Source organism: Aestuariicoccus sp. MJ-SS9 (assembly GCF_032586235.1).
Taxonomy (GTDB): Bacteria; Pseudomonadota; Alphaproteobacteria; order Rhodobacterales; family Rhodobacteraceae; genus Aestuariicoccus.
In genome coordinates this window covers 41,956-60,965 of sequence record NZ_JAWHTD010000025.1, presented here as the reverse complement: position 1 = coordinate 60,965, position 19,010 = coordinate 41,956, and the positions used below count along the sequence as shown (strand labels likewise).

The following is a 19,010-nucleotide window of genomic DNA, read 5'->3' as shown; positions in this document are numbered from 1 at the left end:
CACCTCCACATATGGTGAATCACAAAATCCGGCACGTGGAAATCCCATCGATTCAGATTTCAAGGATGACGCTTTAGAATTCTCTCTGCGGGAGCCGCCGTTATTCGATTATGCAGACCCAGGAAAGTCCGTGCCTGTCTGAAACCAGCGACGAACGCGCCGGGTGGCTGGCGGAGTAGCGGCTTAGTCCAGCACCGCCGCCACGGCGCCGATCAGGTCGAGCACTTCGCGCGTTTCGCGGTCGACGCGATAGACGAAATCGCCGACACGGTAATAGGTGCTGTCGGGATCCAGGTCCCAGCGGCCCGGATCGCGGATCACACGGTACTCGCCTCCGATACGCTCGCCCACGCCATAGCGCTTGGCTTGCCCCGGCGGCACGCAGGACGGCGATTTCTTGGCCAATCCCGGCGGGCAATCCTTGGGCGCGGCCGCAACCGGAGCGGCGAGGGCAAGCGCTGCGGCGCAGGTCAGGAAAAAGCGGTGCATGGCGGTCGTCCTTGTCTGTCGTTTCAACGATTATGTACGCGAAACGCACCCCCCGTCCGCACCGTTCCGAACGCGCGGGGGCGGTCGGCGAAATGCCGCCAAGTCGATCGGGTCAGTCGTTCTTGCCCGTGTTGATGCCGAGCAGGCTGTAGGGCGGGCAGGAGCCCATGGCGGCGGTGGCCAGCATGACGATGCCGACGATCCCGGCGATCCAGGCCCAGCCGCCGGACAGCGACGCGAAGGCCAGGATCAGCAGCACCACGCCCAAAACCGCGCGGATCATGCGGTCGGTCTTTCCCATGTTCTTCTCAAACATGTCTTCCCCCTTTCAACAAAGCGTGTCGGAACGCTGACAGGTTCCGGGATCGGGGGCCATGACGCAGATCAACTCCGCGAGCGTTTCTCGAACCTCGGCAGCATGGCGCTAAAATCGCGGCCCTTGCCATCTTCGTCCTCGACGAAGCGGCGGTAGAGCTCGAGCGCGGCGTGACCCATGGGGGTGTCGGCATCGGCGGCCTCGGCGGCCTCTTGCGAGAGGCCGAGGTCCTTGAGCATCAGTTCGGCGGCGAAGCCGGGTTTGTAATCGTTGTCCGCCGGAGAGGTCGGGCCGACGCCGGGGGCAGGGCAATAGGCGTTCATCGACCAGGAATAGCCCGAAGAGGTGCTGACCACGTCGAACATCGCCTCGCGCGAAAGGCCCAGCTTGTCGGCCAGCGCGAAGGCCTCGCAGGTGGCGATCATTGTGACGCCGAGGATCATGTTGTTGCAGATCTTGGCCGCCTGTCCGTTGCCCGCCGGGCCGCAATGCACCGCCTTCTGGCCCATGATGTCGAAAAGCGGCTTGGCGGTGGCGAAGGCCGCGTCGTCGCCGCCCACCATAAAGGTAAGCGTGCCCGCCGCCGCGCCGCCGATGCCGCCCGAGACAGGCGCGTCGAGCGCACCCAGCCCCGCGGCGTGCGCCTTTTCGGCCACCGCTCGGGCCGACGCCACGTCGACCGTCGAGCAATCGAGCAGCACTGCCCCCGGTTTCATCGCCGGGATCACCTCGTCTGCCACGGCGCGCAGGATCGCGCCGTTTGGCAGCATGGTGATGACCACATCCGCGCCCGCCGCGGCCTCGGCCGCGGTGCCGGCCATGGTCGCGCCCTCGACCGTGACGCCGGCCACGTCGAACCCCGTGACCTTGTGGCCTGCGGCGATCAGGTTGGCGGCCATCGGCGCGCCCATGTTGCCAAGCCCGATGAATCCGATCTGCATGGCGGTCTCCTCCTCTTCGAATGTCAGTTTCTCACCCGTCACCGGCCGCAGCATACGCGACATGTCCGCCGCCGGGACAGTGCCGCCATGGCGCCACTTGGGGTTGCGGTCCTTGTCGATGATCGCGGCGCGGATGCCTTCGAGAAAGTCGCCATGCTCCATCGCGCGGTGGGTGAAGCGGTACTCGAGCTCGAGCGCCTTGCGGATCGTCGGCGTTCCTTGCCGCAGACGGTGCAGGACTTCCAGCGTGCAGGCCATCGAGAGGGGGCTATTGCGCCCCATCGCCTTGAGCGCGCCCTGGGCAAAGTCGCTGCCCGATTGCTCAAGCAGGTTGATGATGTCGCGCAGGGTTTCGCCGCCGAAGAGCGTGTCGATCTGCGGTTGCAGATCGGCCAGCGTGCCGGTGGGGGGCGCGGTCTCGGGGATCAGGGCCGCGTCGCCGCTGCCGCAGAGCGCCGCGATCAGCGAGGGCCAGTCGGCTTCGGGGACGTAACGGTCGGCGAAGCCCGCGAGGATCGCATCCGCCGGACCCATCCGCGCCGCCGTCAGGCCGAGGTATTCGCCCAGCCGCCCCGGCGCGCGGGCCAGAAGGCAAGAGCCGCCCACATCCGGCACCAGCCCGATGCCGCATTCGGGCATGGCAATGAGGCTGCTGTCGCCGACGATGCGGTGGCTGCCGTGACAGCCCACGCCGACGCCGCCGCCCATGGTAAAGCCCTGAAGGAAGCTGACGACGGGCTTGGGATATTCGGCGATGAGCGCGTTCATGCGGTACTCGTCGCGCCAGAACTTCTGGCCATAGCCGTAATCGCCCGCGGTGCCGGTGGCGTACATCTCGGCGATGTCGCCGCCCGCGCAGAAGGCCTTGTCACCGGTCGCGTCTATCAGGACCAGCGCGACCTCGGGGTCCTCGCGCCAGCTGAGGAGTGCCGCGTGGATCGCCAGGCACATGTCGTAGGTCAGCGCGTTCAGCGCCTTGGGACGGGTCAGCGTGATGCGGCCGGCGCGGCCCTCGGTGCGGATGTGGAAATCGGACATCGGCGGTGGTCCCTTGTGCTGGAGGCAGGGCCGGGGGTTTCACACCCCCGGACCCCCGTGGAGTATTTCTGCCAAGAAGAAGAGGGGGGTTCAGCGCGCCAGCATCTGGCGGGCCACAATCATCCGCATGATTTCATTGGTGCCTTCGAGGATCTGATGCACGCGCAGATCGCGGACCAGCTTTTCGATGCCGTAATCGGCGAGATAGCCGTAGCCGCCATGCAGCTGGAGGCATTGGTCGACCACATCCGAGCCGGTCTCGGTGACGAGCTTCTTGGCCATGGCGCAGAATTGGGTGGCGTCGGGCGCGCCGGTGTCGAGCTTCCATGCGGCCTGGCGCAGGAAGGTGCGGGCGGCCTGGAGGGAGATCTCCATGTCGGCAAGGCGGAACTGCAGCGCCTGGAACTGGTCGATGGTCTTGCCGAAGGCCTTGCGCTCGGCCATGTAGGCCAGCGTGGCGTCGAGCCCGGCCTGAGCGGCGCCGAGGCTGCAGGCGGCGATGTTGAGGCGGCCGCCATCGAGCCCGGCCATGGCGTATCGGAAGCCCGCGCCCTCGTCGCCGATGCGGTTCTCCATCGGCACGAAGCAATCGTCGAACTGGACCTGGCGGGTGGGTTGGCTGCGCCAGCCCATCTTGTCCTCGAGCCCGCCGAAGGAGAGCCCCTCGGCCCCGTCCTCGACCAGCACGGCGGAAATGCCCTTGGGTCCGTCCTCGCCGGTGCGGCACATCACGATATAGGCGTCCGAATAGCCGCCGCCCGAGATGAACGCCTTGGTGCCGGTCAGGCGATAGCCCTCATTGGTCTTTTCGGCGCGGGTTTTCAGGGCCGCCGCGTCGGACCCGCTGCCCGGTTCGGTCAGGCAATAGCTGAGCACCGTCTGCATCGACAGAACGTCGGGCATCACGCGCGCCTTGAGGTCGTCCGAGGCGAAGCTGTCGAGCATCCTGCCGCACATGTTGTGGATCGACAGGAAGGCCGCGACCGAGGGGCAGGCCATGCTGAGCGCCTCGAAGACCAGCGTCGCGTCGAGCCGCCCGAGCCCCGAGCCGCCGCCCTCTTCGGAGACATAAAGCCCGCCGAAGCCCAGTTCGGCCAGCTGCGGCCAGAGCTCTTTGGGGATGGTGCCTTCGGCCTCCCATGCGCGGGCGTGCGGGGCGATCCGTTCTTGGCCGAAGGCATGGGCCATGTCGAAGATGGCGGTCTGCTCTTCGCTCAGTGCGAAATCCATGGGAACCTCATGTGCCGGATGAAATGAACATCTGTTTAATAAGATTGTTTCAGGAGTCCGGGCGCAGCGCAAGTTAGGAATTTTCAGCCCCGGCCATTAGTTGAAAGAATTGTTTAACAATCTCCCCTTACGTGCAACACTGCGGGTGCATTTCAAATCAGGAGAATGTGATGAAAATCTTTTCCACGGCGCTTTTCTGCGGCGTATTTCTTGGCCTTGCAGCCGAGGCGCAGACCACCTTCCCAAGCGATTACAAACCCACTTGCCCTGTCGGGGCGACGATGCTCGACGGATGGTTCGCCACCGGCGCCGCCTCCGCCGGCGGCAAGGTCGACCCGGCGGACAGCGTTGCCTTTCCGCCGATCGAGAACACCAAATGCGATTTCTACCGCTGGGGCGCGCAGATGTTCCTGTGGCTGACCAGTCCCGACAATGGCGGCGTCGTGCTCGATTCCGCGCAGTTCCTGGATGTGGTCGAGACCAGCAGCGGGTTCGCGTTCGAGGACAATTCGGGCGCGGCGGCCAATACCTTTGCCCTGCGCACCCGCAAGGAGGATTCGATCGGCGGCACGGGCCAGGCGGGCGGCGGCGGCGTGCTGCTGTCGCAGGCCGGGTCGCTGGCCTATTACGGCATCCACACCAACGACATCTACGCGCAGTTCCTGACCGGCAACAAGGCGGGCGCGTTCAACGGCACCGATCTGGAGACGAACTTTCCCATCAGCCAGGCGGATATGGACCTGATCGCGAAATATGTCGGGGCGCCGCTGGACGACGCGGAGGCCATGACGATGGAGCTGAAGACCGCCTGGGTCGACGCCTCGACCGTGGATGCGGGCCAGTTCATCACCATCCTCGCCGAGGTGCCCAGTTTCGACCGCAGCTCGGATACCGAATGGCCGGTGACCGGGACCGAAACCATCACGCTGGCGCTGGTGGGGCTGCACATCGCGGCACCGGTGCAGGGGCACAAGGAAATGGTCTGGTCCTCGTTCGAACATATCAGCGTGTCCCCGGCGCAGGCCTATTACTATCTCAACGCCTCGGGCCAGACGGCGGAACAGGCGTTCAGTGGGGCGGGCGAGTGGATCTTCTTCCCCACGGGCGGTGCTGCGCCTGCGGCGGTGACCGAGGCGGCCAGTTTCGACAGCTCGAAGAACGCCATCGTCGCTAAGGGCGGCGAAACGATTCGCCCGGTTTCGGTGGTTCAGCAGAACCCCTGGGGCTTGGCGCCGGCCGATACCAGCGCGGCGCAGGACAACACCGATCTGGTCAGCCTGAACGCCACCTTGCTGGGCATGCTTCAGGGGCTGGGGGACGTGCGTGGCAATTACCTGCAGCTGGGCGGGATCTGGACCGCAGAGGGGCAGATCCCCGATGGCGACCAGGATCCGGCGCTGCGCGGAGGGCTGCGGTTGGCCAATGCCACGATGGAGACCTTCCATCAGCTGACCACGGCGGAGCCGAACCAGACCCGCAGCTGCTTTACCTGTCACAACACCGGCGGTGGCGATTCGGGGCTGGGGCTGAGCCACATCTTCGACTCTCTGGCGCCGTTGCCGTAAACATCGCTTGGGCGCGCGCGGGGGGCCGTGCGCGCTCTTTTTCATGGCTCAAAATGATTTAAGATCAGTCTTTTAGGGGCGGAAGTTCACGCTAGTCTGCTTTGCTGCGGGGGCTTTGGCCCTTAAAGCCCATCGTGGAATTCCTCGATAAGGTGGCCGACCACGGCGCGCATCTGCTCCTCGTGGCTGGCGCCGGCGGCATGGGCGGCCTCGGCCACGGCGCGCTGCCGGGTCGACGACGTGCCCCGCGCCACGATGTGCTTGGCGTTCTCGATCTCGGGCAAGCAGCACAGGACGCCCGCATCCTCGCCGATCATCTCCATCAGCTCGTTCATCAGATCCTCGAAAGACACGATCTCGCCGCGGCCAAAGTCGATCAGACCCGCCGACACGCCGTATCGCTGCGCGCGCCAGCGGTTCTCGCCGATCAGGAAGCGGTCGTAGATCCGCCAGCGCAGGTTGCCCTTGCGCAGCCGCCAGAGCATCCGCAGCAGGCATTGGTTGATCGCCGCCAGCGTCAGCGCGTCCTCCATCAACGGCTGCACGTCCATGATCCGGGTCTCGAGCGTCGGAAACCGGTCCGAGGGGCGCAGATCCCACCAGATCTTGGTCGTGTCCTCGATCACGCCGACGTCGATCAGCGAATCCACCGAGCGGCGGTATTCCTGCCAGGTCTCGAATTGCGGCGGCAGACCGGTGCGGGGCAGGTTGTCGAACACCGTCAACCGGTACGAGGCCAACCCCGTATCCTGCCCCTGCCAGAACGGCGAAGAGGTCGAAAGCGCCAGAAGATGCGGCAGGAAATAGCTGAGCTGCCGCATCAGGTCGGCGCGCAGCGTGTCGTCGTTCAGCCCCACATGCACGTGCATCCCGCAGATCAGCATCCGCCGCACCACACCGCCCAGATCGCGGCTGAGCGCGTTGTAGCGGTCCTTGTCGGTGTGATGCTGGTTCTTCCAATCCGCCAGCGGATGGCACGAGGCGGCGATGGGCGCCAGGTTATAGGTTTTGGCGTGGCGGGCCACGGTGCTGCGCAGGCGTTTCAGATCCTCGCGCGCGGCGGCGATGTCGGCGCAGACCTTGGTGCCGATCTCGATCTGGCATTGCAGGAACTCGGGGCTGACCTGGTTTTCAAGCTCGGCGGCGCAGGCCTCCATCAGGCCCTCGGGCGCCTCGGCCAGCGCCATGCTGTCGAGATCGACCAGCAGGTATTCCTCTTCGATCCCGAGGGTGAAATCCGGCTCTGACATGCGGTTGGCTCCTCCGGCGTTTGACCGCCAGTTGACCAAAGCCTGTCCGCCCGGGCAAGCGTTAATGGGTCAGACAGAGCGCCGGTGCCAATTCGGGGGCGTGGCCGAGAAAGGCCAGCGCGGGCGTGGCGTCCCGAAACACCTCGACTTGCCAGGACTCTTCGGCGGTGACCAGGCTTTGGTACATTCGCGCGACGCCAAAGCTGAGGTCATCAGGCGCATAGATTGCCGTACGGGCCATTGGGCTGCGTCGGCGACGGACCGGCTCCATCCGGAGCACCATGTGCATCATGGAGTGAAAGGTGATGTCCATTCTCGGGCCGTCCGAGAAATCGACCAGAAAATCGAAGGTTTCGCAATATTCCGGGCTAACGAAATACGCGTTGACCACGGCCCGGTTGATTTCGGGCGTCAGAGTGTCGGGAAAACGGAACAAGACGAGATTATGGGCTTTGAGAACCGAGAAGGTGGCTGGCAAATCACTCTCCTGGACATGTGGTATCTGCGCATTCGTTCCTTGACTCTGCACAGTTCGGAGAGGCCTTTCAATTTCCAGTTGAAAATTTGGGGGGATGGCGTGTCAACTCTGCTGCACACGGGGCAAAAAAGCAGACGGGCAGGCCGGAAGAGGCCTGCCCGTCGAATAATCATTAAAATTGCGGCGGTTCGCGACCGGTCAGTCCATCGCCTTGAAGTTGAATTCGCCGCCTTCCTTGATGCCCGACGGCCAGCGGGCCGTGACGGTCTTGGTGCGGGTGTAGAACTTGAAGCTGTCCGGCCCGTGCTGGTTCAGATCGCCGAAGCCCGATTTCTTCCAGCCGCCGAAGGTGTGATAGGCCAGCGGCACCGGGATCGGAACGTTGATGCCCACCATGCCGATGTTGATCCGGCTGGCGAAATCGCGCGCGGCGTCGCCGTCGCGGGTGAAGATCGCGGTGCCGTTGCCGTATTCGTGGTCCATCGCCAGGCCGATGGCCTCTTCGTAGCTGGCCGCACGCACGGTCGACAGGACCGGGCCAAAGATTTCCTTGCGGTAGATGTCCATGTCCGGCGTCACCCGGTCAAAGAGATGCGGGCCCACGAAAAAGCCGTCTTCATAGCCCTGAAGCTTGAAGTCGCGCCCGTCGACCACCAGCTCGGCGCCCTGGTCGATGCCCGATTGCACCAGGTTCAGGATGTTCTGCTTGGCCGCGCCGGTCACCACGGGGCCGTAGTCGATGTCGTTGCCGGCGGTGTAGGGGCCCACCTTCAGCTTTTCGATGCGCGGCACCAGCGCCTCGATCAGGCGGTCGGCGGTTTCCTCGCCCACGGGCACGGCGACCGAGATCGCCATGCAGCGTTCGCCCGCAGCGCCGTAACCCGCGCCCACCAGCGCGTCGGCGGCCTGGTCCATATCGGCGTCGGGCATGACGATCATGTGGTTCTTGGCGCCGCCGAAGCACTGCACCCGTTTGCCGTTTTCGCAGCCCTTCGCATAGATATAGGCGGCGATCGGGGTCGAGCCGACAAAGCCCACGGCCTGCACGGTTTCGTTTTCAAGAATGGCGTCGACGGCCTCTTTGTCGCCGTTGACCACCTGCAGCACGCCGTCGGGCAGGCCGGCCTCTTTAAAGATTTCGGCCAGCATCAGCGGCACCGAGGGGTCGCGCTCGGACGGCTTGAGGATAAAGGCGTTGCCGCAGGCCAGCGCCGGGCCCATCTTCCAGAGCGGGATCATGGCGGGGAAGTTGAAGGGCGTGATGCCCGCCACCACGCCCAGCGGCTGGCGCATGGAATACATGTCGATGCCCGGGCCCGCGCCGTCGGTGTATTCGCCTTTGAGCAGATGCGGCGCGCCGATACAGAACTCGATCACCTCGAGCCCGCGCTGCACGTCGCCCTTGGCGTCGGGGATGGTCTTGCCGTGCTCGCGGCTTAGCGCCTCGGCCAGCTTGTCCATGTCGCGGTTCAGAAGATCGACGACCTTCATCATCACCCGCGCACGGCGCTGCGGGTTGGTGGCGCCCCAGGCCGGCTGCGCCTCGGCGGCGGCGGCGATGGCGGCATCCATCTCGTTGCGGCTGGCCAGCGGGCATTTGGCCTGCACCTCGCCGGTGGCGGGGTTGAAGACGTCGGCGAAACGGCCCGAGCTGCCTTTGACCAGCTGGCCGTTGATGTAGTGATGAAGTTCCTGCATGTCGCATCCTCCCATAAGGTTCGCGCCTTTCTACCCTTGCAAAAATGCGGGAAACAGAGGCAAGTTACCAAAAAGGTTTTGCAAAAATGCAAGGTTGATCATGGCCGAGAGCTGGGACGACATGCGCATCTTCCTGTCCGTTGCGCGCAGCGAAAGCCTGTCGGCGGCGGGGCGGGGTCTGCGGATGGATCCGGCCACCGTGGGCCGGCGCATCGCGCGGCTCGAGGCGCGGCTGGGCGTGCCGCTTTTCGCCAAGAGCCCCCAGGGCTATGCGCTGACCGACGCGGGCGCGCGGCTGACGCGCCATGCCGAGGCGGCGGAACAGGCGATGCAGGCGGCGCAAGAGGCCGCCGTGGGCGCGTCGGAAGGGCTGAGCGGGCAGTTGCGCATCGGCGCGCCGGACGGCTGCGCGAATTTCGTGCTGCCGCAAGTCTGTGCCGCGCTGGTCGCGGCGAATCCCGATCTGGATATCCAGATCCTCGCCCTGCCACGGGTGGTCAACCTGTCGCGGCGCGAGGCCGATCTTGCGATCACCGTCAGCCCGCCGAGCGCGGGGCGGCTGCTGGTGCAGAAGCTTTGCGATTACCACCTGTCGCTGGCCGCGAGCGAGGGATACCTGGCAACGTCCCCGCCGATCGCCGCGCTGGACGACCTGCGGCATCACCGAGTGGTCGGCTACATCCCAGACATGATCTTTGACAAAGAGCTGGATTACCTGACCGACACCGGTCTCGAACGGGTGCATCTGGCCTCGAATTCGGTGGCGGTGCAGTTCAGCGCGGTGCGTCAGGGGGGCGGGGTCGGCATCGTGCACGATTTCGCCCTGCCGACCGCGCCCGAGGTGCGGCGGCTGTTGCCCGGGGCCTTCCGCCTGCGCCGCAGCTTCTACATGGTGCGCCACGCCGACGACCGTCGGCTGGAGCGCCTGAACCGGCTGGCCGAGGCCGTGGCGACCGGCCTGCGCGGCGAAATTCAGCGGCTGGAGGGGAGTTTGCCCGCCGATTGATGCCAATGCGACGATTGTCGCGGCTTGACAGGTGCGCTGCGGGCGGCAACGCTGGTCTTGCAAGACCTAGGAGGAGGTGTCCATGCAGGTTCTCAACATCCTGAAAAGCAAGGCGGATGACTCTGTCGTCACGGTTCCGCCCGGAACCAAGGTGGCCGAGGCGGCGAAGATCCTCGCAGACAAGCGCATCGGGACGGTGGTGATCTCGACCGATGGCACGACGGCCGAGGGCATCCTGTCCGAGCGCGATATTGTGCGCGAGCTTGCCGCGCGCGGCGGCGGCTGTCTGGACGAGGCGGTGGATGCCTACATGACCTCCAAGCTGGTCACCTGCACCCGCGGCGACAGCGCCGACCATATCCTGCAGCAGATGACCGAAGGCCGGTTCCGCCACATGCCGGTGGTCGAGGACGGCAAGCTGATCGGTCTCATAACGCTGGGCGACGTGGTCAAGGCACGGCTGTCCGAGCTGTCGATGGAAAAAGACGCGCTGGAAGGCATGATCACAGGCCAGTGGTGACACCACTCCGGACCCGGGACCGGATTCGCCTTGCAATCCGCCGCGCAATATTGTTGCGTCCCCGCGACCACAGATAAGGGGAGCGACATGCGCATCGGCCTTTACCCCGGCACTTTCGACCCCATTACCCATGGGCATATCGACATCATCCGCCGCGCCACCCTGCTGGTGGACCGTCTGGTGATTGGCGTGGCGATCAACCGCGACAAGGGGCCGCTCTTCGATCTCGACGCGCGGGTCGCGATGATCGAGGCGGAATGCGCCAGCCTGTCCGAACAGACCGGCGTCGAGATCGTCGTCCATCCGTTCGAGAACCTGCTGATCGACTGTGCCCGCGATGTGGGCGCGCAGATTATCGTCCGCGGCCTGCGCGCGGTGGCGGATTTCGAATATGAATTCCAGATGGTCGGCATGAACCGCGCGCTGGACGACAGTATCGAGACGGTGTTCCTGATGGCCGAGGCGCGGCATCAGGCGATCGCCTCGAAGCTGGTCAAGGAAATCGCGCGGCTGGGCGGGGATGTGTCGAAATTCGTCACCCCTCCGGTGGCGCAGGCCTTGCAGCGCAAATTCACCTGAGCGGCGCTGAAACGCAAAAGGCCGCCCCGGGGGGCGGCCTTTGTCCGTGGTGCGGGGCTTAGCCGTAGACGGCGCGCGCGGCCACTTTGCTTTCGATCCCCGCGATGTCGAGGTCGAGTTTCACGTTAAGCGGCAGGCTCTGCAACTCGTGCAGCGTGTCGGAGAAGGCGGCGCGTTTGGCGATCCGGTTGCGCCAGTTCTGCATCAGATGGGTCATGGGTTCGTTCCTTGAAAATCTCGGTTGCGCAGTGGGTTACAGCGCATTGTTGCCATAGACGGCACGGGCGGCGATCCGCTCGGCGTCGCCGGGATTGATGTCGAGGTCCAGCGCCACGTCCAGCGGCAGGTGCCGCAGTTCCTGAACGGTGCGCCGGTATTGTGCACGCTTGGCGATGTTCGTGCGCAGGGTGGAGAGCAGCGTCATGATTGTCTCCTTTCGCCTTTCTTCGTTTCCGTTGGCGCTAACATATGCTTGCTGCAGCGCAGCACAATTGACGAAAACGGAAAGCCCCGATGCACTGGATGCATGGCGGGCGCGCATGAAAAAGGCCCGGTCGCGGGGACCGGGCCTTGGGTTTTTCGCCGAGGGCGAAGGGGTCAGATGAGCTTGCCCATCGCCACGGCGGTGTCGGCCATGCGGTTCGAGAACCCCCATTCGTTGTCGTACCACGTCAGGATCCGGCACATGGTGCCGTCCATGACCTTGGTCTGATCGGTGGCGAAGACCGAGGAATGCGGGTCGTGGTTGAAATCCATGCTGACCAGCTTGGCGTCGGTCACCCCCAGAATGCCCTTGAGCGGGGCAGCGGCGGCGGCCTTGCGGATGGCGTCGTTGATTTCATCGGCGCTGGTGGCGCGGGCGGCCTCGAAGGTCAGGTCGACGACCGACACGTTGGGCGTCGGCACGCGGATCGCCACGCCGTCGAGCTTGCCGTTCAGCTCGGGCAGCACCAGCCCCACGGCCTTGGCAGCACCGGTCGAGGTGGGGATCATCGACATAGCCGCCGCGCGGGCGCGGTAGAGATCCTTGTGCATCGTGTCCAGCGTCGGCTGGTCGCCGGTATAGCTGTGGATCGTGGTCATGAAACCGCGGGTGATGCCGATGGTGTCGTGCAGCACCTTGGCCACCGGCGACAGGCAGTTGGTGGTGCAAGAGGCGTTGGACACGATGATATCGTCGCTGGTCAGCGTGTCGTGGTTGACCCCGTAGACGATGGTCTTGTCGGCATCCTTGCCCGGGGCCGAGATCAGCACCCGGCTCGATCCGTTTTCCAGATGCGCCTTGCAGGCCTCCTTGCTGGTGAAGATGCCGGTGCATTCCATCACCACGTCGATGTGCTTCCACGGCAGGTCGGCCGGGTTGCGGATCGCGGTGACGGCGATCGGGCCACGGCCCACGTCGATCGAATTCTCGCCCGTCTTCACCTCGACCGGGAAGCGGCCGTGCACGCTGTCGTATTGAAGCAGATGGGCGTTGGTCTCTACCGGGCCCAGATCGTTGATCGCGACCACCTCGATATCGGTGCGGCCCGACTCGATGATCGCGCGCAGAACGTTGCGCCCGATGCGTCCAAATCCGTTGATGGCAACCTTGACGGTCATGAAAATCTCCTCGCTGCTTGGCGTCGTTTTGCGGATGTTACCGCTAACGACCAGATAATCCGTCCAAGGTCAAGGTGGGGCGCATGGCGCGCGGGGTCAACAGGGACGCGGGATCAACGCCAGAAGGCCACCCAATCGAGCAGTTCAAAGAACTTCTTGCCCAGAAAAATCAGGTGGTCAGAGCCGAACACCAGGTAATCCAAACCCAGCAGCCCGACGATCAGCAGGCCGAGGGCGATGGCGATGGAATTGGTCATGACTGGCTCCGTCTTTTCGGGGCTCTTGTGTCAGACGGGCGGGGCGCTGTCATCCGCGATCTTGGGGGAGGCCGCTCATCAGGTCCTCGATGAAAAGGCTGACGAAGGCCCCGCGCCCGGTCACATCGGCCTTGCGGTAGATGCCATTGAGATGCGCCTTGACCGTGCCCTCGGCGCTGCCACGCAATTGGGCGATTTCGGGGATGCCGAAGCCCTTGAGCAGGAACATCGCCACATCCTGTTCCGACGGCGTCAGCCCCCAGCGCTGGAACCGGTCGGTGACGATATCGTGAAACGCCCCGGCGGCGAGGCCCAGCTGTTCTTCCAGATGCGCCTTGCGGCGCAGCAGCCGCAGCAGGTAGCGCGTCTCGAAGATCACCGCCGCCACCAGCGCCAGCGCCGCCAGAAGCTCGATCAGGAAATGCGCCGAGCGCAGCGCCGCCCAGCCCAGGGCCCCGCCGTCGGCGGCCACGTCCCACAGAAAGAAGGCCGCGCAAAAGCTTTGCGCGGCGATCAGGACCAGCAGGGCGAGCGGTTTGGCCTCGGTCGCGGCTGGGCTCATGGGGCGATACGGGCGTTGTCGGGCATGTCTTTGCGTCCTGTGACCATGGCGCGGGGCAGGTTGACACCGGTGCGCAGGCTTTCCCACAGCACGGCGGCGATATGCAGAACGATGCTGAATTCAGCCCAGAGCACAAGGGCCTCATGCGCCTCTTCCACCCATTCGACGCCCCAAAAGGCCGTGGTGGTCATCAGCCAGCCGGTCAGACCGAGCAGCAGGATCGTGCCCAGCAGGTTCAGGATCATCACGCCGCCCAGCGGCGTATGCCCCAGATGCACGCGGCGGCGGCCGGTGGCGAGGTCGGAAAGCTGGTCCCGAATGCCCTGCGGCCTGGGCCAGAAGCTGGCAAACCGCGCGTAGCGCGGGCCGATCAGCCCCCAGACCAGCCGCAGCGCGATCAGCGCAACCACGGCATAGCCGACCCATTCGTGCTGCGCGCTGTCGTCGTCGATGAAAAACGCGTTGGCGGTAAAGCCGATCACCAGCGACCAGTGAAAGAGCCGCACGAAGGGATCCCAGATGCGATAGGTTCTCATGATGTGTTCCCTCTTCGGGGCGCGGATCAGTCGTCGATCTTGCTGCGCACGACGTTCAGCGCGGCGTCGAGATAAAGCTCGTATTTCTGGCCGTCCTTCAGGGCGTAAACCTCGATCATGCCGTCCTCGCGTTCGATCTTGCGCACGTAGTAGCCTTCGGCGGTCAGCCGGGTGCGGATCTGGTCGGCGGTGGTGGCGTCCAGCGCATCGTCGCCAGAGGCAAAGGCGGCCACGGGCAGAAGGGCGGCGAGGGTGAGGGTGAGAATGCGGGTCATGTCGGTGTCCTTTCCTTGGGAAGACCCGGGCGGGAGTGCCGCGGGTCTTTCCGTAAAAAGGGCATGGAGGCGCGTCGGACCATTGGACTGGCGACCGGCTGACCGCCTCTACACCCCCGGTTTAGAGCGGTTCCCCGCCGGTCGGCACGAAAAAAGCCCGGATCTTGTCGATCCGGGCCTTGGTCTTGCGCGTAAAGGTCGGGTCAGTGCAGCAGACGCCCCATCGCCGAGGCGACATCGGCCATGCGCGCCGAAAAGCCCCATTCGTTGTCGTACCACGCCAGCACCCGCACCAGGCGGCGGCCCACGACCTTGGTCTGGTCGGGCGCAAAGATCGAGCTGGCGGTGGTGTGGTTGAAGTCGATCGAAACCTTGGGCTCGGGGTCGTAGGCCAGCACGGTGCCCATGCGGCCCGCGGCAGCCTCGGCCACCACCTCGTTGACATCCTCGGCGGTCACGTCGCGGCCCGCCTCGAACGTCAGGTCCACGGCGCTGACGTTGGGCGTGGGCACGCGCATGGCGGTGCCGTCGAGCTTGCCCGCGAGGTTCGGCAGCACTTCCCCCAGCGCCTTCGCGGCCCCGGTGGAGGTGGGGATCATCGCCATTGCCGCGGCGCGCGCGCGGTAAAGGTCCTTGTGCCGGCGGTCCAGCGTCGGCTGGTCGCCGGTGTAGCTGTGGATTGTGGTCATGATGCCGCTTTCGATGCCAATGGCCTCGTCCAGCACCTTGGCCAGCGGGGCCAGGCAGTTGGTGGTGCAGGACCCGTTCGAGATCATCCGCTCGTCCGCCAGCATGTCGCGGTGGTTGACGCCGTAGACCACGGTGCGGTCGACATTCGACGCGGGCGCCGAGATCAGCACCTTCTTGGCACCACGCTCAAGGTGCACGGCGGATTTCTGCCCGTCGTTGAACTTGCCAGTGCATTCCAGCACCACGTCACAGCCCGACCAGTCGAGCTCTGCGGGCTCATAGGTCGAGAAGACCTCCATCGGGCCGCGGCCCAGGTCCATGGTGTTGCCGTCGACCCGCACCTCGCCGCCGAAGCGGCCGTGGACGCTGTCGTAGCGCAGCAGATGGGCGTTGGTCTCGATCGGGCCGGTGGCGTTGATCTTGACCACCTGCACGTCGTTGCGCGCGGATTCAGCGATATGGGCGAGGGTGCAGCGCCCGATGCGGCCAAAGCCGTTGATGCCTAGGGTCACGGTCATGATCGGGTCTCCTGCGCGATTGCCTTTGCAGTCGTATACGAAAGTATGCGCCAGGCAGGAAGGCGGATTTTGCTTTTTTGGCAATATGTTAGCGTTAAATTTCCGGACCGCGCGGATGGTGGCGCTAACGATCCGGCGCGTTTGCGGTAACGGCCTTGGGCCGCCATCGGGATGGGGAATCGTCACGCCCGGGCGGCGGTCCGGCACTGCGCGGTTGCATGGGCGGCGACACAGGCTAGTTTGGCGCCAGAACGAGGGAGATGTTGCATGAGCGGTTTGCTGGCGCTGCTGGACGATGTCGCGGCCATTGCCAAGGTCGCGGCCACAAGCGTGGACGATGTCGCCGCCGCCGCCGCCAAGGCCGGCAGCAAGACGGCGGGCGTGATTATCGACGACGCAGCGGTGACGCCGAAATACGTGCAGGGCTTCGCGCCCGCGCGCGAACTGCCGATCATCTGGCGGATCACGCGAGGGTCGTTCTTCAACAAGCTGGTGATCCTCTTGCCGCTGGCCATGCTGCTGGCCAATTTTGCGCCCTGGCTGATCACGCCGCTGCTGATGCTGGGCGGGTCCTATTTATGTTTCGAAGGGGCGGAAAAGATATTCCACGCGCTCTTTCCCCATGCCGACGCCCGGGTCGAGGCGGATATGTCGGTCAAGGATCCGGGCCATCTGGAAGAGGAAAAGGTCCGCGGCGCGATCAAGACCGATTTCATCCTCTCGGCCGAGATCATGACCATCGCGCTGGCCGCGATCGAGGCGCCGAACGTCTATCTCCAGGCCGCGACGCTGGCGGTCGTGGGGGTGGGCGTGACTGTGGCGGTCTACGGATCGGTCGGGCTGATCGTCAAGATGGACGACGTGGGGCTCTTTCTGGCGCAGAACGCGCGGACGGGGGCGGGGCGCGGCTTTGGGCGCGGGCTGGTAAAATTCATGCCGGTGCTGCTCAAGGTGCTGTCCGTCGTCGGCACCGCGGCCATGCTGTGGGTCGGCGGGTCGATCATGCTGCACGGCTTTCACGAATACCACATCGCCGAGCCGGGCCACAGTATCGAGGTGCTGGCCGAGGCCGCGGCCCACGCCCTGCCGCAGATCGCAGGCGCGGCGCAATGGGCGGTGACGGCGGCGCTGGACGGGGTCTTCGGCCTGATCTACGGGCTGATCCTGATCCCCATCGCAACCCGGATCGTCGGCCCGGCCATCGCGGCTGTCAGCGGCAAGAAGAGCGCCCACTGAGAGCTTCGTTCCCCGAAACATCCGTCACGTCAAAACGCAAAGACCCCGGAGGTGATCCGGGGTCTCTTGGTCTGGGCGCGGAAGAGGTCCCGGATCACGTCCGGGACCTGTGTCTTACGTGCGCGGATCGGGTTGCCAGCGGCCTTCGATCAGGTCGCGCACTTTCTGCGCGGTGGCCTCGGGCGTGATGCCGAACTCTTTGTAGAGCACGTCCGCCGGGGCCGAGGCGCCGAAGCCGTGCATCCCGACAAAGCCCGACTTCTCGCGCTTGCCGCGCTCGCCGAAGAGCCAGCGGTCCCAGCCAAAGCGGATGCCCGCCTCGATGCCCACGCGCACCGGGCCGCCGGGCAGGACGCGTTTGCGGTAGGCTTCGTCCTGCGCCTCGAAAAGCTCCCAGCAGGGCATCGACACGACCCGCGTGCCGATCCCCTCGGCCTGCAGGATGTCGCGCGCGGCCAGCGCGATCTCGACCTCCGACCCGGTGGCCATCAGGATCGCCTGGCGCTTGCCCTCGGCATCGGCCAGCACATAGGCGCCTTTCTCGACCAGGTTCGAGTTCTTGTGATCCTTGCGCACCGTCGGCAGGCCCTGGCGGGTCAGCGACAGCACGGACGGCGTGCCGGTCTGGGTCAGCGCAATCTCCCAGGCCTCGGCGGTTTCGACCGTGTCGGCGGGGCGGAACACCAGCGTGTTGGGCGTCGCGCGGCTGATCGCCAGATGCTCGACCGGCTGGTGGGTCGGGCCGTCCTCGCCCAGGCCGATGCTGTCGTGGGTCATCACAAAGACCGCCGGCACCTGCATCAGCGCGGCCAGACGCATCGCGGGGCGGGCGTAGTCGGTAAAGCACATGAACGTGCCGCCATAGGGCCGGATGCCGCCGTGCAGCGCCATGCCGTTCATCGCCGCCGCCATGCCGTGTTCGCGGATGCCGTAATAGATGTAGCGCCCGCCGCGGTTGGTCTCGTCAAAGACACCCATGTCGGCGGTCAGCGTGTTGTTGGACCCCGTCAGGTCGGCCGAGCCGCCGATGGTCTCGGGCATGATCGGGTTCACCACCTCGAGCACCATTTCCGAGGATTTGCGCGTGGCGACCTTGGGCTGCGCTTCGCTGATCTGCTTTTTCAGCGCCTTGATGGTGGCCGAGAGCTTTTTCGGTGCCTTGCCGGCGATGACGCGGGCGAATTCGGCCTGGCGGTTCTTGGGCGCCTTTTCCAGACGCGCCTCCCAGGCGTCGCGGTCGGCGGCGCCGCGCGCGCCGACCTCTTCCCACCAGGTCTTGATGTCGGCGGGCACTTCGAAGGGGCCGGTGGTCCAGCCCCAGGCCTCTTTCGCGGCGGCGTTCTGATCGGCGTTGGTCAGCGCGCCGTGCCCCTTGGAGGTGTCCTGCGCTGCGTGGCCCAGGGCGATATGGGTCTTGCAGGCGATCATCGAGGGCTGGGCAGAGGCCTTGGCCGCCACGATAGCAGCGTCGATCTCATCGGGGTTATGCCCGTCGATTTCCTGTACGTGCCAGCCCGCCGCCTTGAAGCGTGCGACCTGGTCGGTGCGGTCCGACAGCGACACCTTGCCGTCGATGGTGATGTCGTTGTTGTCCCAGAATACGATCAGCCGTCCCAGGCCATAGCGGCCGGCGAGGCCGATGGCCTCGTGGCTGACGCCCTCCATCAGGCAGCCGTCGCCGGCGATGACATAGGTGTGGTGATCGACCAGCTTTTGCCCGAAGCGCGCGCGCAGCGCTTCCTCGGCGATGGCAAAGCCGACCGAGTTGGAAATCCCCTGACCCAGCGGGCCGGTCGTGGTCTCGACCGCGGTGGCGTGGGTGTTTTCGGGGTGGCCCGCGGTGCGCGAGCCCCACTGGCGGAAGTTCTTGATCTCGTCCAGCGTGATCTCGGCATCGCCGCAGAGATAGAGCAGCGCGTAAAGCAGCATCGAACCGTGACCCGCCGACAGGATGAACCGGTCGCGGTCGGGCCAGGTGGGGTTGGCGGCGTCGAACTTCAGATGCTTCGAGTAAAGCACGGTGGCGACGTCGGCCATGCCGATGGGCATGCCGGAGTGGCCGGAATTGGCGGCGGCCACGGCGTCGAGCGCCAGGGCGCGGATTGCGGCGGCGCGGTTCCAGTGATCGGGGTGGGCGGCTTTCAGCGCTTGGATGTCCACGGGGCTTACGTCCTTTATCTGGGCTGCGTTGCAGGCTGAATACCAGCCCCGTCCCCAAGATCAA

The 19,010-nt window shown here is 65.3% G+C and carries 21 protein-coding genes and 1 pseudogene; 5 read left to right on the top strand and 17 right to left on the bottom strand.

Annotated elements, in window-relative coordinates; all coding sequences use genetic code 11:
- Positions 1-183: 183 nt before the first annotated feature.
- From RXV88_RS15640 to RXV88_RS15620, 5 genes and pseudogenes are all read right to left on the bottom strand, one after another.
- Positions 184-489 carry an excinuclease ABC subunit A gene (locus RXV88_RS15640; RefSeq protein ID WP_316294427.1) on the bottom strand — a complete coding sequence of 102 codons (306 nt, stop codon included), beginning with the start codon at positions 487-489 and terminating at the stop codon, positions 184-186.
- A 112-nt stretch (positions 490-601) separates the two neighbouring features.
- Positions 602-805, bottom strand: a complete 204-nt coding sequence (locus RXV88_RS15635; protein WP_316294426.1) for a DUF2892 domain-containing protein — start codon at positions 803-805, stop codon at positions 602-604.
- Between the two features lie 68 nt (positions 806-873).
- Positions 874-1,800, bottom strand: a complete 927-nt coding sequence (gene mmsB, locus RXV88_RS15630) for a 3-hydroxyisobutyrate dehydrogenase (protein ID WP_410468831.1) — start codon at positions 1,798-1,800, stop codon at positions 874-876.
- Positions 1,783-2,784, bottom strand: a pseudogene (locus tag RXV88_RS15625) (enoyl-CoA hydratase/isomerase family protein); the annotation flags it as partial. The gene mmsB and the pseudogene RXV88_RS15625, both read right to left, overlap by 18 nt.
- Positions 2,785-2,874: 90 nt before the next feature.
- The gene (locus RXV88_RS15620; protein WP_316294425.1) at positions 2,875-4,014 is read right to left on the bottom strand and encodes an acyl-CoA dehydrogenase family protein; all 1,140 of its coding nucleotides are present in this window, start codon (positions 4,012-4,014) and stop codon (positions 2,875-2,877) included.
- Between the two features lie 170 nt (positions 4,015-4,184).
- Here RXV88_RS15620 and RXV88_RS15615 point away from each other — a divergent pair, with 170 nt between their 5' ends.
- A complete protein-coding gene (locus RXV88_RS15615; RefSeq protein ID WP_316294424.1) occupies positions 4,185-5,579 on the top strand; it encodes a hypothetical protein in 1,395 nt (464 codons plus the stop codon).
- Between the two features lie 122 nt (positions 5,580-5,701).
- Here the strand turns inward: RXV88_RS15615 and RXV88_RS15610 are convergent, their stop codons facing one another.
- From RXV88_RS15610 to RXV88_RS15600, 3 genes are all read right to left on the bottom strand, one after another.
- Positions 5,702-6,829, bottom strand: coding sequence for a carboxylate-amine ligase (locus RXV88_RS15610; RefSeq protein ID WP_316294423.1), 1,128 nt, complete (start codon positions 6,827-6,829; stop codon positions 5,702-5,704).
- Between the two features lie 61 nt (positions 6,830-6,890).
- The gene (locus tag RXV88_RS15605) at positions 6,891-7,307 is read right to left on the bottom strand and encodes a hypothetical protein (protein ID WP_316294422.1); all 417 of its coding nucleotides are present in this window, start codon (positions 7,305-7,307) and stop codon (positions 6,891-6,893) included.
- Between the two features lie 198 nt (positions 7,308-7,505).
- Positions 7,506-9,005, bottom strand: a complete 1,500-nt coding sequence (locus RXV88_RS15600; RefSeq protein ID WP_316294421.1) for a CoA-acylating methylmalonate-semialdehyde dehydrogenase — start codon at positions 9,003-9,005, stop codon at positions 7,506-7,508.
- Between the two features lie 100 nt (positions 9,006-9,105).
- Between RXV88_RS15600 and RXV88_RS15595 the strand changes: the two genes are divergently transcribed.
- From RXV88_RS15595 to coaD, 3 genes are all read left to right on the top strand, one after another.
- Positions 9,106-10,011 (top strand): LysR family transcriptional regulator, encoded by a 906-nt coding sequence (locus RXV88_RS15595; protein ID WP_316294420.1) that lies wholly within the window; start codon positions 9,106-9,108, stop codon positions 10,009-10,011.
- Positions 10,012-10,093: 82 nt separating this feature from the next.
- Complete coding sequence (locus tag RXV88_RS15590) at positions 10,094-10,531, top strand: CBS domain-containing protein (protein ID WP_316294419.1); 438 nt, start codon at positions 10,094-10,096, stop codon at positions 10,529-10,531.
- A gap of 87 nt (positions 10,532-10,618) precedes the next feature.
- Complete coding sequence (gene coaD, locus RXV88_RS15585) at positions 10,619-11,110, top strand: pantetheine-phosphate adenylyltransferase (protein ID WP_316294418.1); 492 nt, start codon at positions 10,619-10,621, stop codon at positions 11,108-11,110.
- Between the two features lie 58 nt (positions 11,111-11,168).
- On the opposite strand, the gene RXV88_RS15580 is transcribed toward coaD, so the two are convergent.
- The 8 genes from RXV88_RS15580 to gap (RXV88_RS15545) all read right to left on the bottom strand — a co-directional run bounded on the left by RXV88_RS15580 (position 11,169) and on the right by gap (RXV88_RS15545) (position 15,550).
- On the bottom strand, positions 11,169-11,327 hold the full coding sequence (locus RXV88_RS15580) for a hypothetical protein (RefSeq protein ID WP_316294417.1): 159 nt from the start codon (positions 11,325-11,327) through the stop codon (positions 11,169-11,171).
- Positions 11,328-11,363: 36 nt separating this feature from the next.
- A complete protein-coding gene (locus RXV88_RS15575; protein WP_316294416.1) occupies positions 11,364-11,534 on the bottom strand; it encodes a hypothetical protein in 171 nt (56 codons plus the stop codon).
- A gap of 173 nt (positions 11,535-11,707) precedes the next feature.
- A complete protein-coding gene (gene gap, locus RXV88_RS15570; RefSeq protein WP_316294415.1) occupies positions 11,708-12,712 on the bottom strand; it encodes a type I glyceraldehyde-3-phosphate dehydrogenase in 1,005 nt (334 codons plus the stop codon).
- 113 nt (positions 12,713-12,825) lie between these two features.
- Positions 12,826-12,969 (bottom strand): hypothetical protein, encoded by a 144-nt coding sequence (locus RXV88_RS15565; RefSeq protein ID WP_316294414.1) that lies wholly within the window; start codon positions 12,967-12,969, stop codon positions 12,826-12,828.
- A gap of 49 nt (positions 12,970-13,018) precedes the next feature.
- Entirely contained in the window at positions 13,019-13,531 is a 513-nt protein-coding gene (locus tag RXV88_RS15560; protein ID WP_316294413.1) for a helix-turn-helix transcriptional regulator, read from the bottom strand.
- Complete coding sequence (locus RXV88_RS15555; RefSeq protein WP_316294412.1) at positions 13,528-14,067, bottom strand: cytochrome b/b6 domain-containing protein; 540 nt, start codon at positions 14,065-14,067, stop codon at positions 13,528-13,530. The genes RXV88_RS15560 and RXV88_RS15555 overlap by 4 nt, the downstream gene beginning before the upstream one ends.
- Before the next feature lie 26 nt (positions 14,068-14,093).
- Positions 14,094-14,342: a PepSY domain-containing protein gene (locus RXV88_RS15550; protein ID WP_316294411.1), complete on the bottom strand. Its 249-nt coding sequence runs from the start codon at positions 14,340-14,342 to the stop codon at positions 14,094-14,096.
- 203 nt (positions 14,343-14,545) lie between these two features.
- Positions 14,546-15,550, bottom strand: a complete 1,005-nt coding sequence (gene gap / locus RXV88_RS15545) for a type I glyceraldehyde-3-phosphate dehydrogenase (protein ID WP_316294410.1) — start codon at positions 15,548-15,550, stop codon at positions 14,546-14,548.
- Between the two features lie 267 nt (positions 15,551-15,817).
- Between gap (RXV88_RS15545) and RXV88_RS15540 the strand changes: the two genes are divergently transcribed.
- Positions 15,818-16,786 carry a DUF808 domain-containing protein gene (locus RXV88_RS15540; RefSeq protein ID WP_316294409.1) on the top strand — a complete coding sequence of 323 codons (969 nt, stop codon included), beginning with the start codon at positions 15,818-15,820 and terminating at the stop codon, positions 16,784-16,786.
- Between the two features lie 114 nt (positions 16,787-16,900).
- Here the strand turns inward: RXV88_RS15540 and tkt are convergent, their stop codons facing one another.
- Positions 16,901-18,946 carry a transketolase gene (gene tkt, locus RXV88_RS15535; RefSeq protein ID WP_316294408.1) on the bottom strand — a complete coding sequence of 682 codons (2,046 nt, stop codon included), beginning with the start codon at positions 18,944-18,946 and terminating at the stop codon, positions 16,901-16,903.
- Positions 18,947-19,010 lie beyond the last annotated feature (64 nt).

What these genes read in the sequence shown, in the direction of transcription:
- RXV88_RS15640 (WP_316294427.1), bottom strand. Translation starts at nt 489, where the DNA reads ATGCACCGCTTTTTCCTGACCTGCGCCGCAGCGCTTGCCCTCGCCGCT.
- RXV88_RS15635 (WP_316294426.1), bottom strand. Translation starts at nt 805, where the DNA reads ATGTTTGAGAAGAACATGGGAAAGACCGACCGCATGATCCGCGCGGTT.
- mmsB (WP_410468831.1), bottom strand. Translation starts at nt 1,800, where the DNA reads ATGCTGCGGCCGGTGACGGGTGAGAAACTGACATTCGAAGAGGAGGAG.
- RXV88_RS15620 (WP_316294425.1), bottom strand. Translation starts at nt 4,014, where the DNA reads ATGGATTTCGCACTGAGCGAAGAGCAGACCGCCATCTTCGACATGGCC.
- RXV88_RS15615 (WP_316294424.1), top strand. Translation starts at nt 4,185, where the DNA reads ATGAAAATCTTTTCCACGGCGCTTTTCTGCGGCGTATTTCTTGGCCTT.
- RXV88_RS15610 (WP_316294423.1), bottom strand. Translation starts at nt 6,829, where the DNA reads ATGTCAGAGCCGGATTTCACCCTCGGGATCGAAGAGGAATACCTGCTG.
- RXV88_RS15600 (WP_316294421.1), bottom strand. Translation starts at nt 9,005, where the DNA reads ATGCAGGAACTTCATCACTACATCAACGGCCAGCTGGTCAAAGGCAGC.
- RXV88_RS15595 (WP_316294420.1), top strand. Translation starts at nt 9,106, where the DNA reads ATGGCCGAGAGCTGGGACGACATGCGCATCTTCCTGTCCGTTGCGCGC.
- RXV88_RS15590 (WP_316294419.1), top strand. Translation starts at nt 10,094, where the DNA reads ATGCAGGTTCTCAACATCCTGAAAAGCAAGGCGGATGACTCTGTCGTC.
- coaD (WP_316294418.1), top strand. Translation starts at nt 10,619, where the DNA reads ATGCGCATCGGCCTTTACCCCGGCACTTTCGACCCCATTACCCATGGG.
- RXV88_RS15580 (WP_316294417.1), bottom strand. Translation starts at nt 11,327, where the DNA reads ATGACCCATCTGATGCAGAACTGGCGCAACCGGATCGCCAAACGCGCC.
- RXV88_RS15575 (WP_316294416.1), bottom strand. Translation starts at nt 11,534, where the DNA reads ATGACGCTGCTCTCCACCCTGCGCACGAACATCGCCAAGCGTGCACAA.
- gap (WP_316294415.1), bottom strand. Translation starts at nt 12,712, where the DNA reads ATGACCGTCAAGGTTGCCATCAACGGATTTGGACGCATCGGGCGCAAC.
- RXV88_RS15565 (WP_316294414.1), bottom strand. Translation starts at nt 12,969, where the DNA reads ATGACCAATTCCATCGCCATCGCCCTCGGCCTGCTGATCGTCGGGCTG.
- RXV88_RS15560 (WP_316294413.1), bottom strand. Translation starts at nt 13,531, where the DNA reads ATGAGCCCAGCCGCGACCGAGGCCAAACCGCTCGCCCTGCTGGTCCTG.
- RXV88_RS15555 (WP_316294412.1), bottom strand. Translation starts at nt 14,067, where the DNA reads ATGAGAACCTATCGCATCTGGGATCCCTTCGTGCGGCTCTTTCACTGG.
- RXV88_RS15550 (WP_316294411.1), bottom strand. Translation starts at nt 14,342, where the DNA reads ATGACCCGCATTCTCACCCTCACCCTCGCCGCCCTTCTGCCCGTGGCC.
- gap (WP_316294410.1), bottom strand. Translation starts at nt 15,550, where the DNA reads ATGACCGTGACCCTAGGCATCAACGGCTTTGGCCGCATCGGGCGCTGC.
- RXV88_RS15540 (WP_316294409.1), top strand. Translation starts at nt 15,818, where the DNA reads ATGAGCGGTTTGCTGGCGCTGCTGGACGATGTCGCGGCCATTGCCAAG.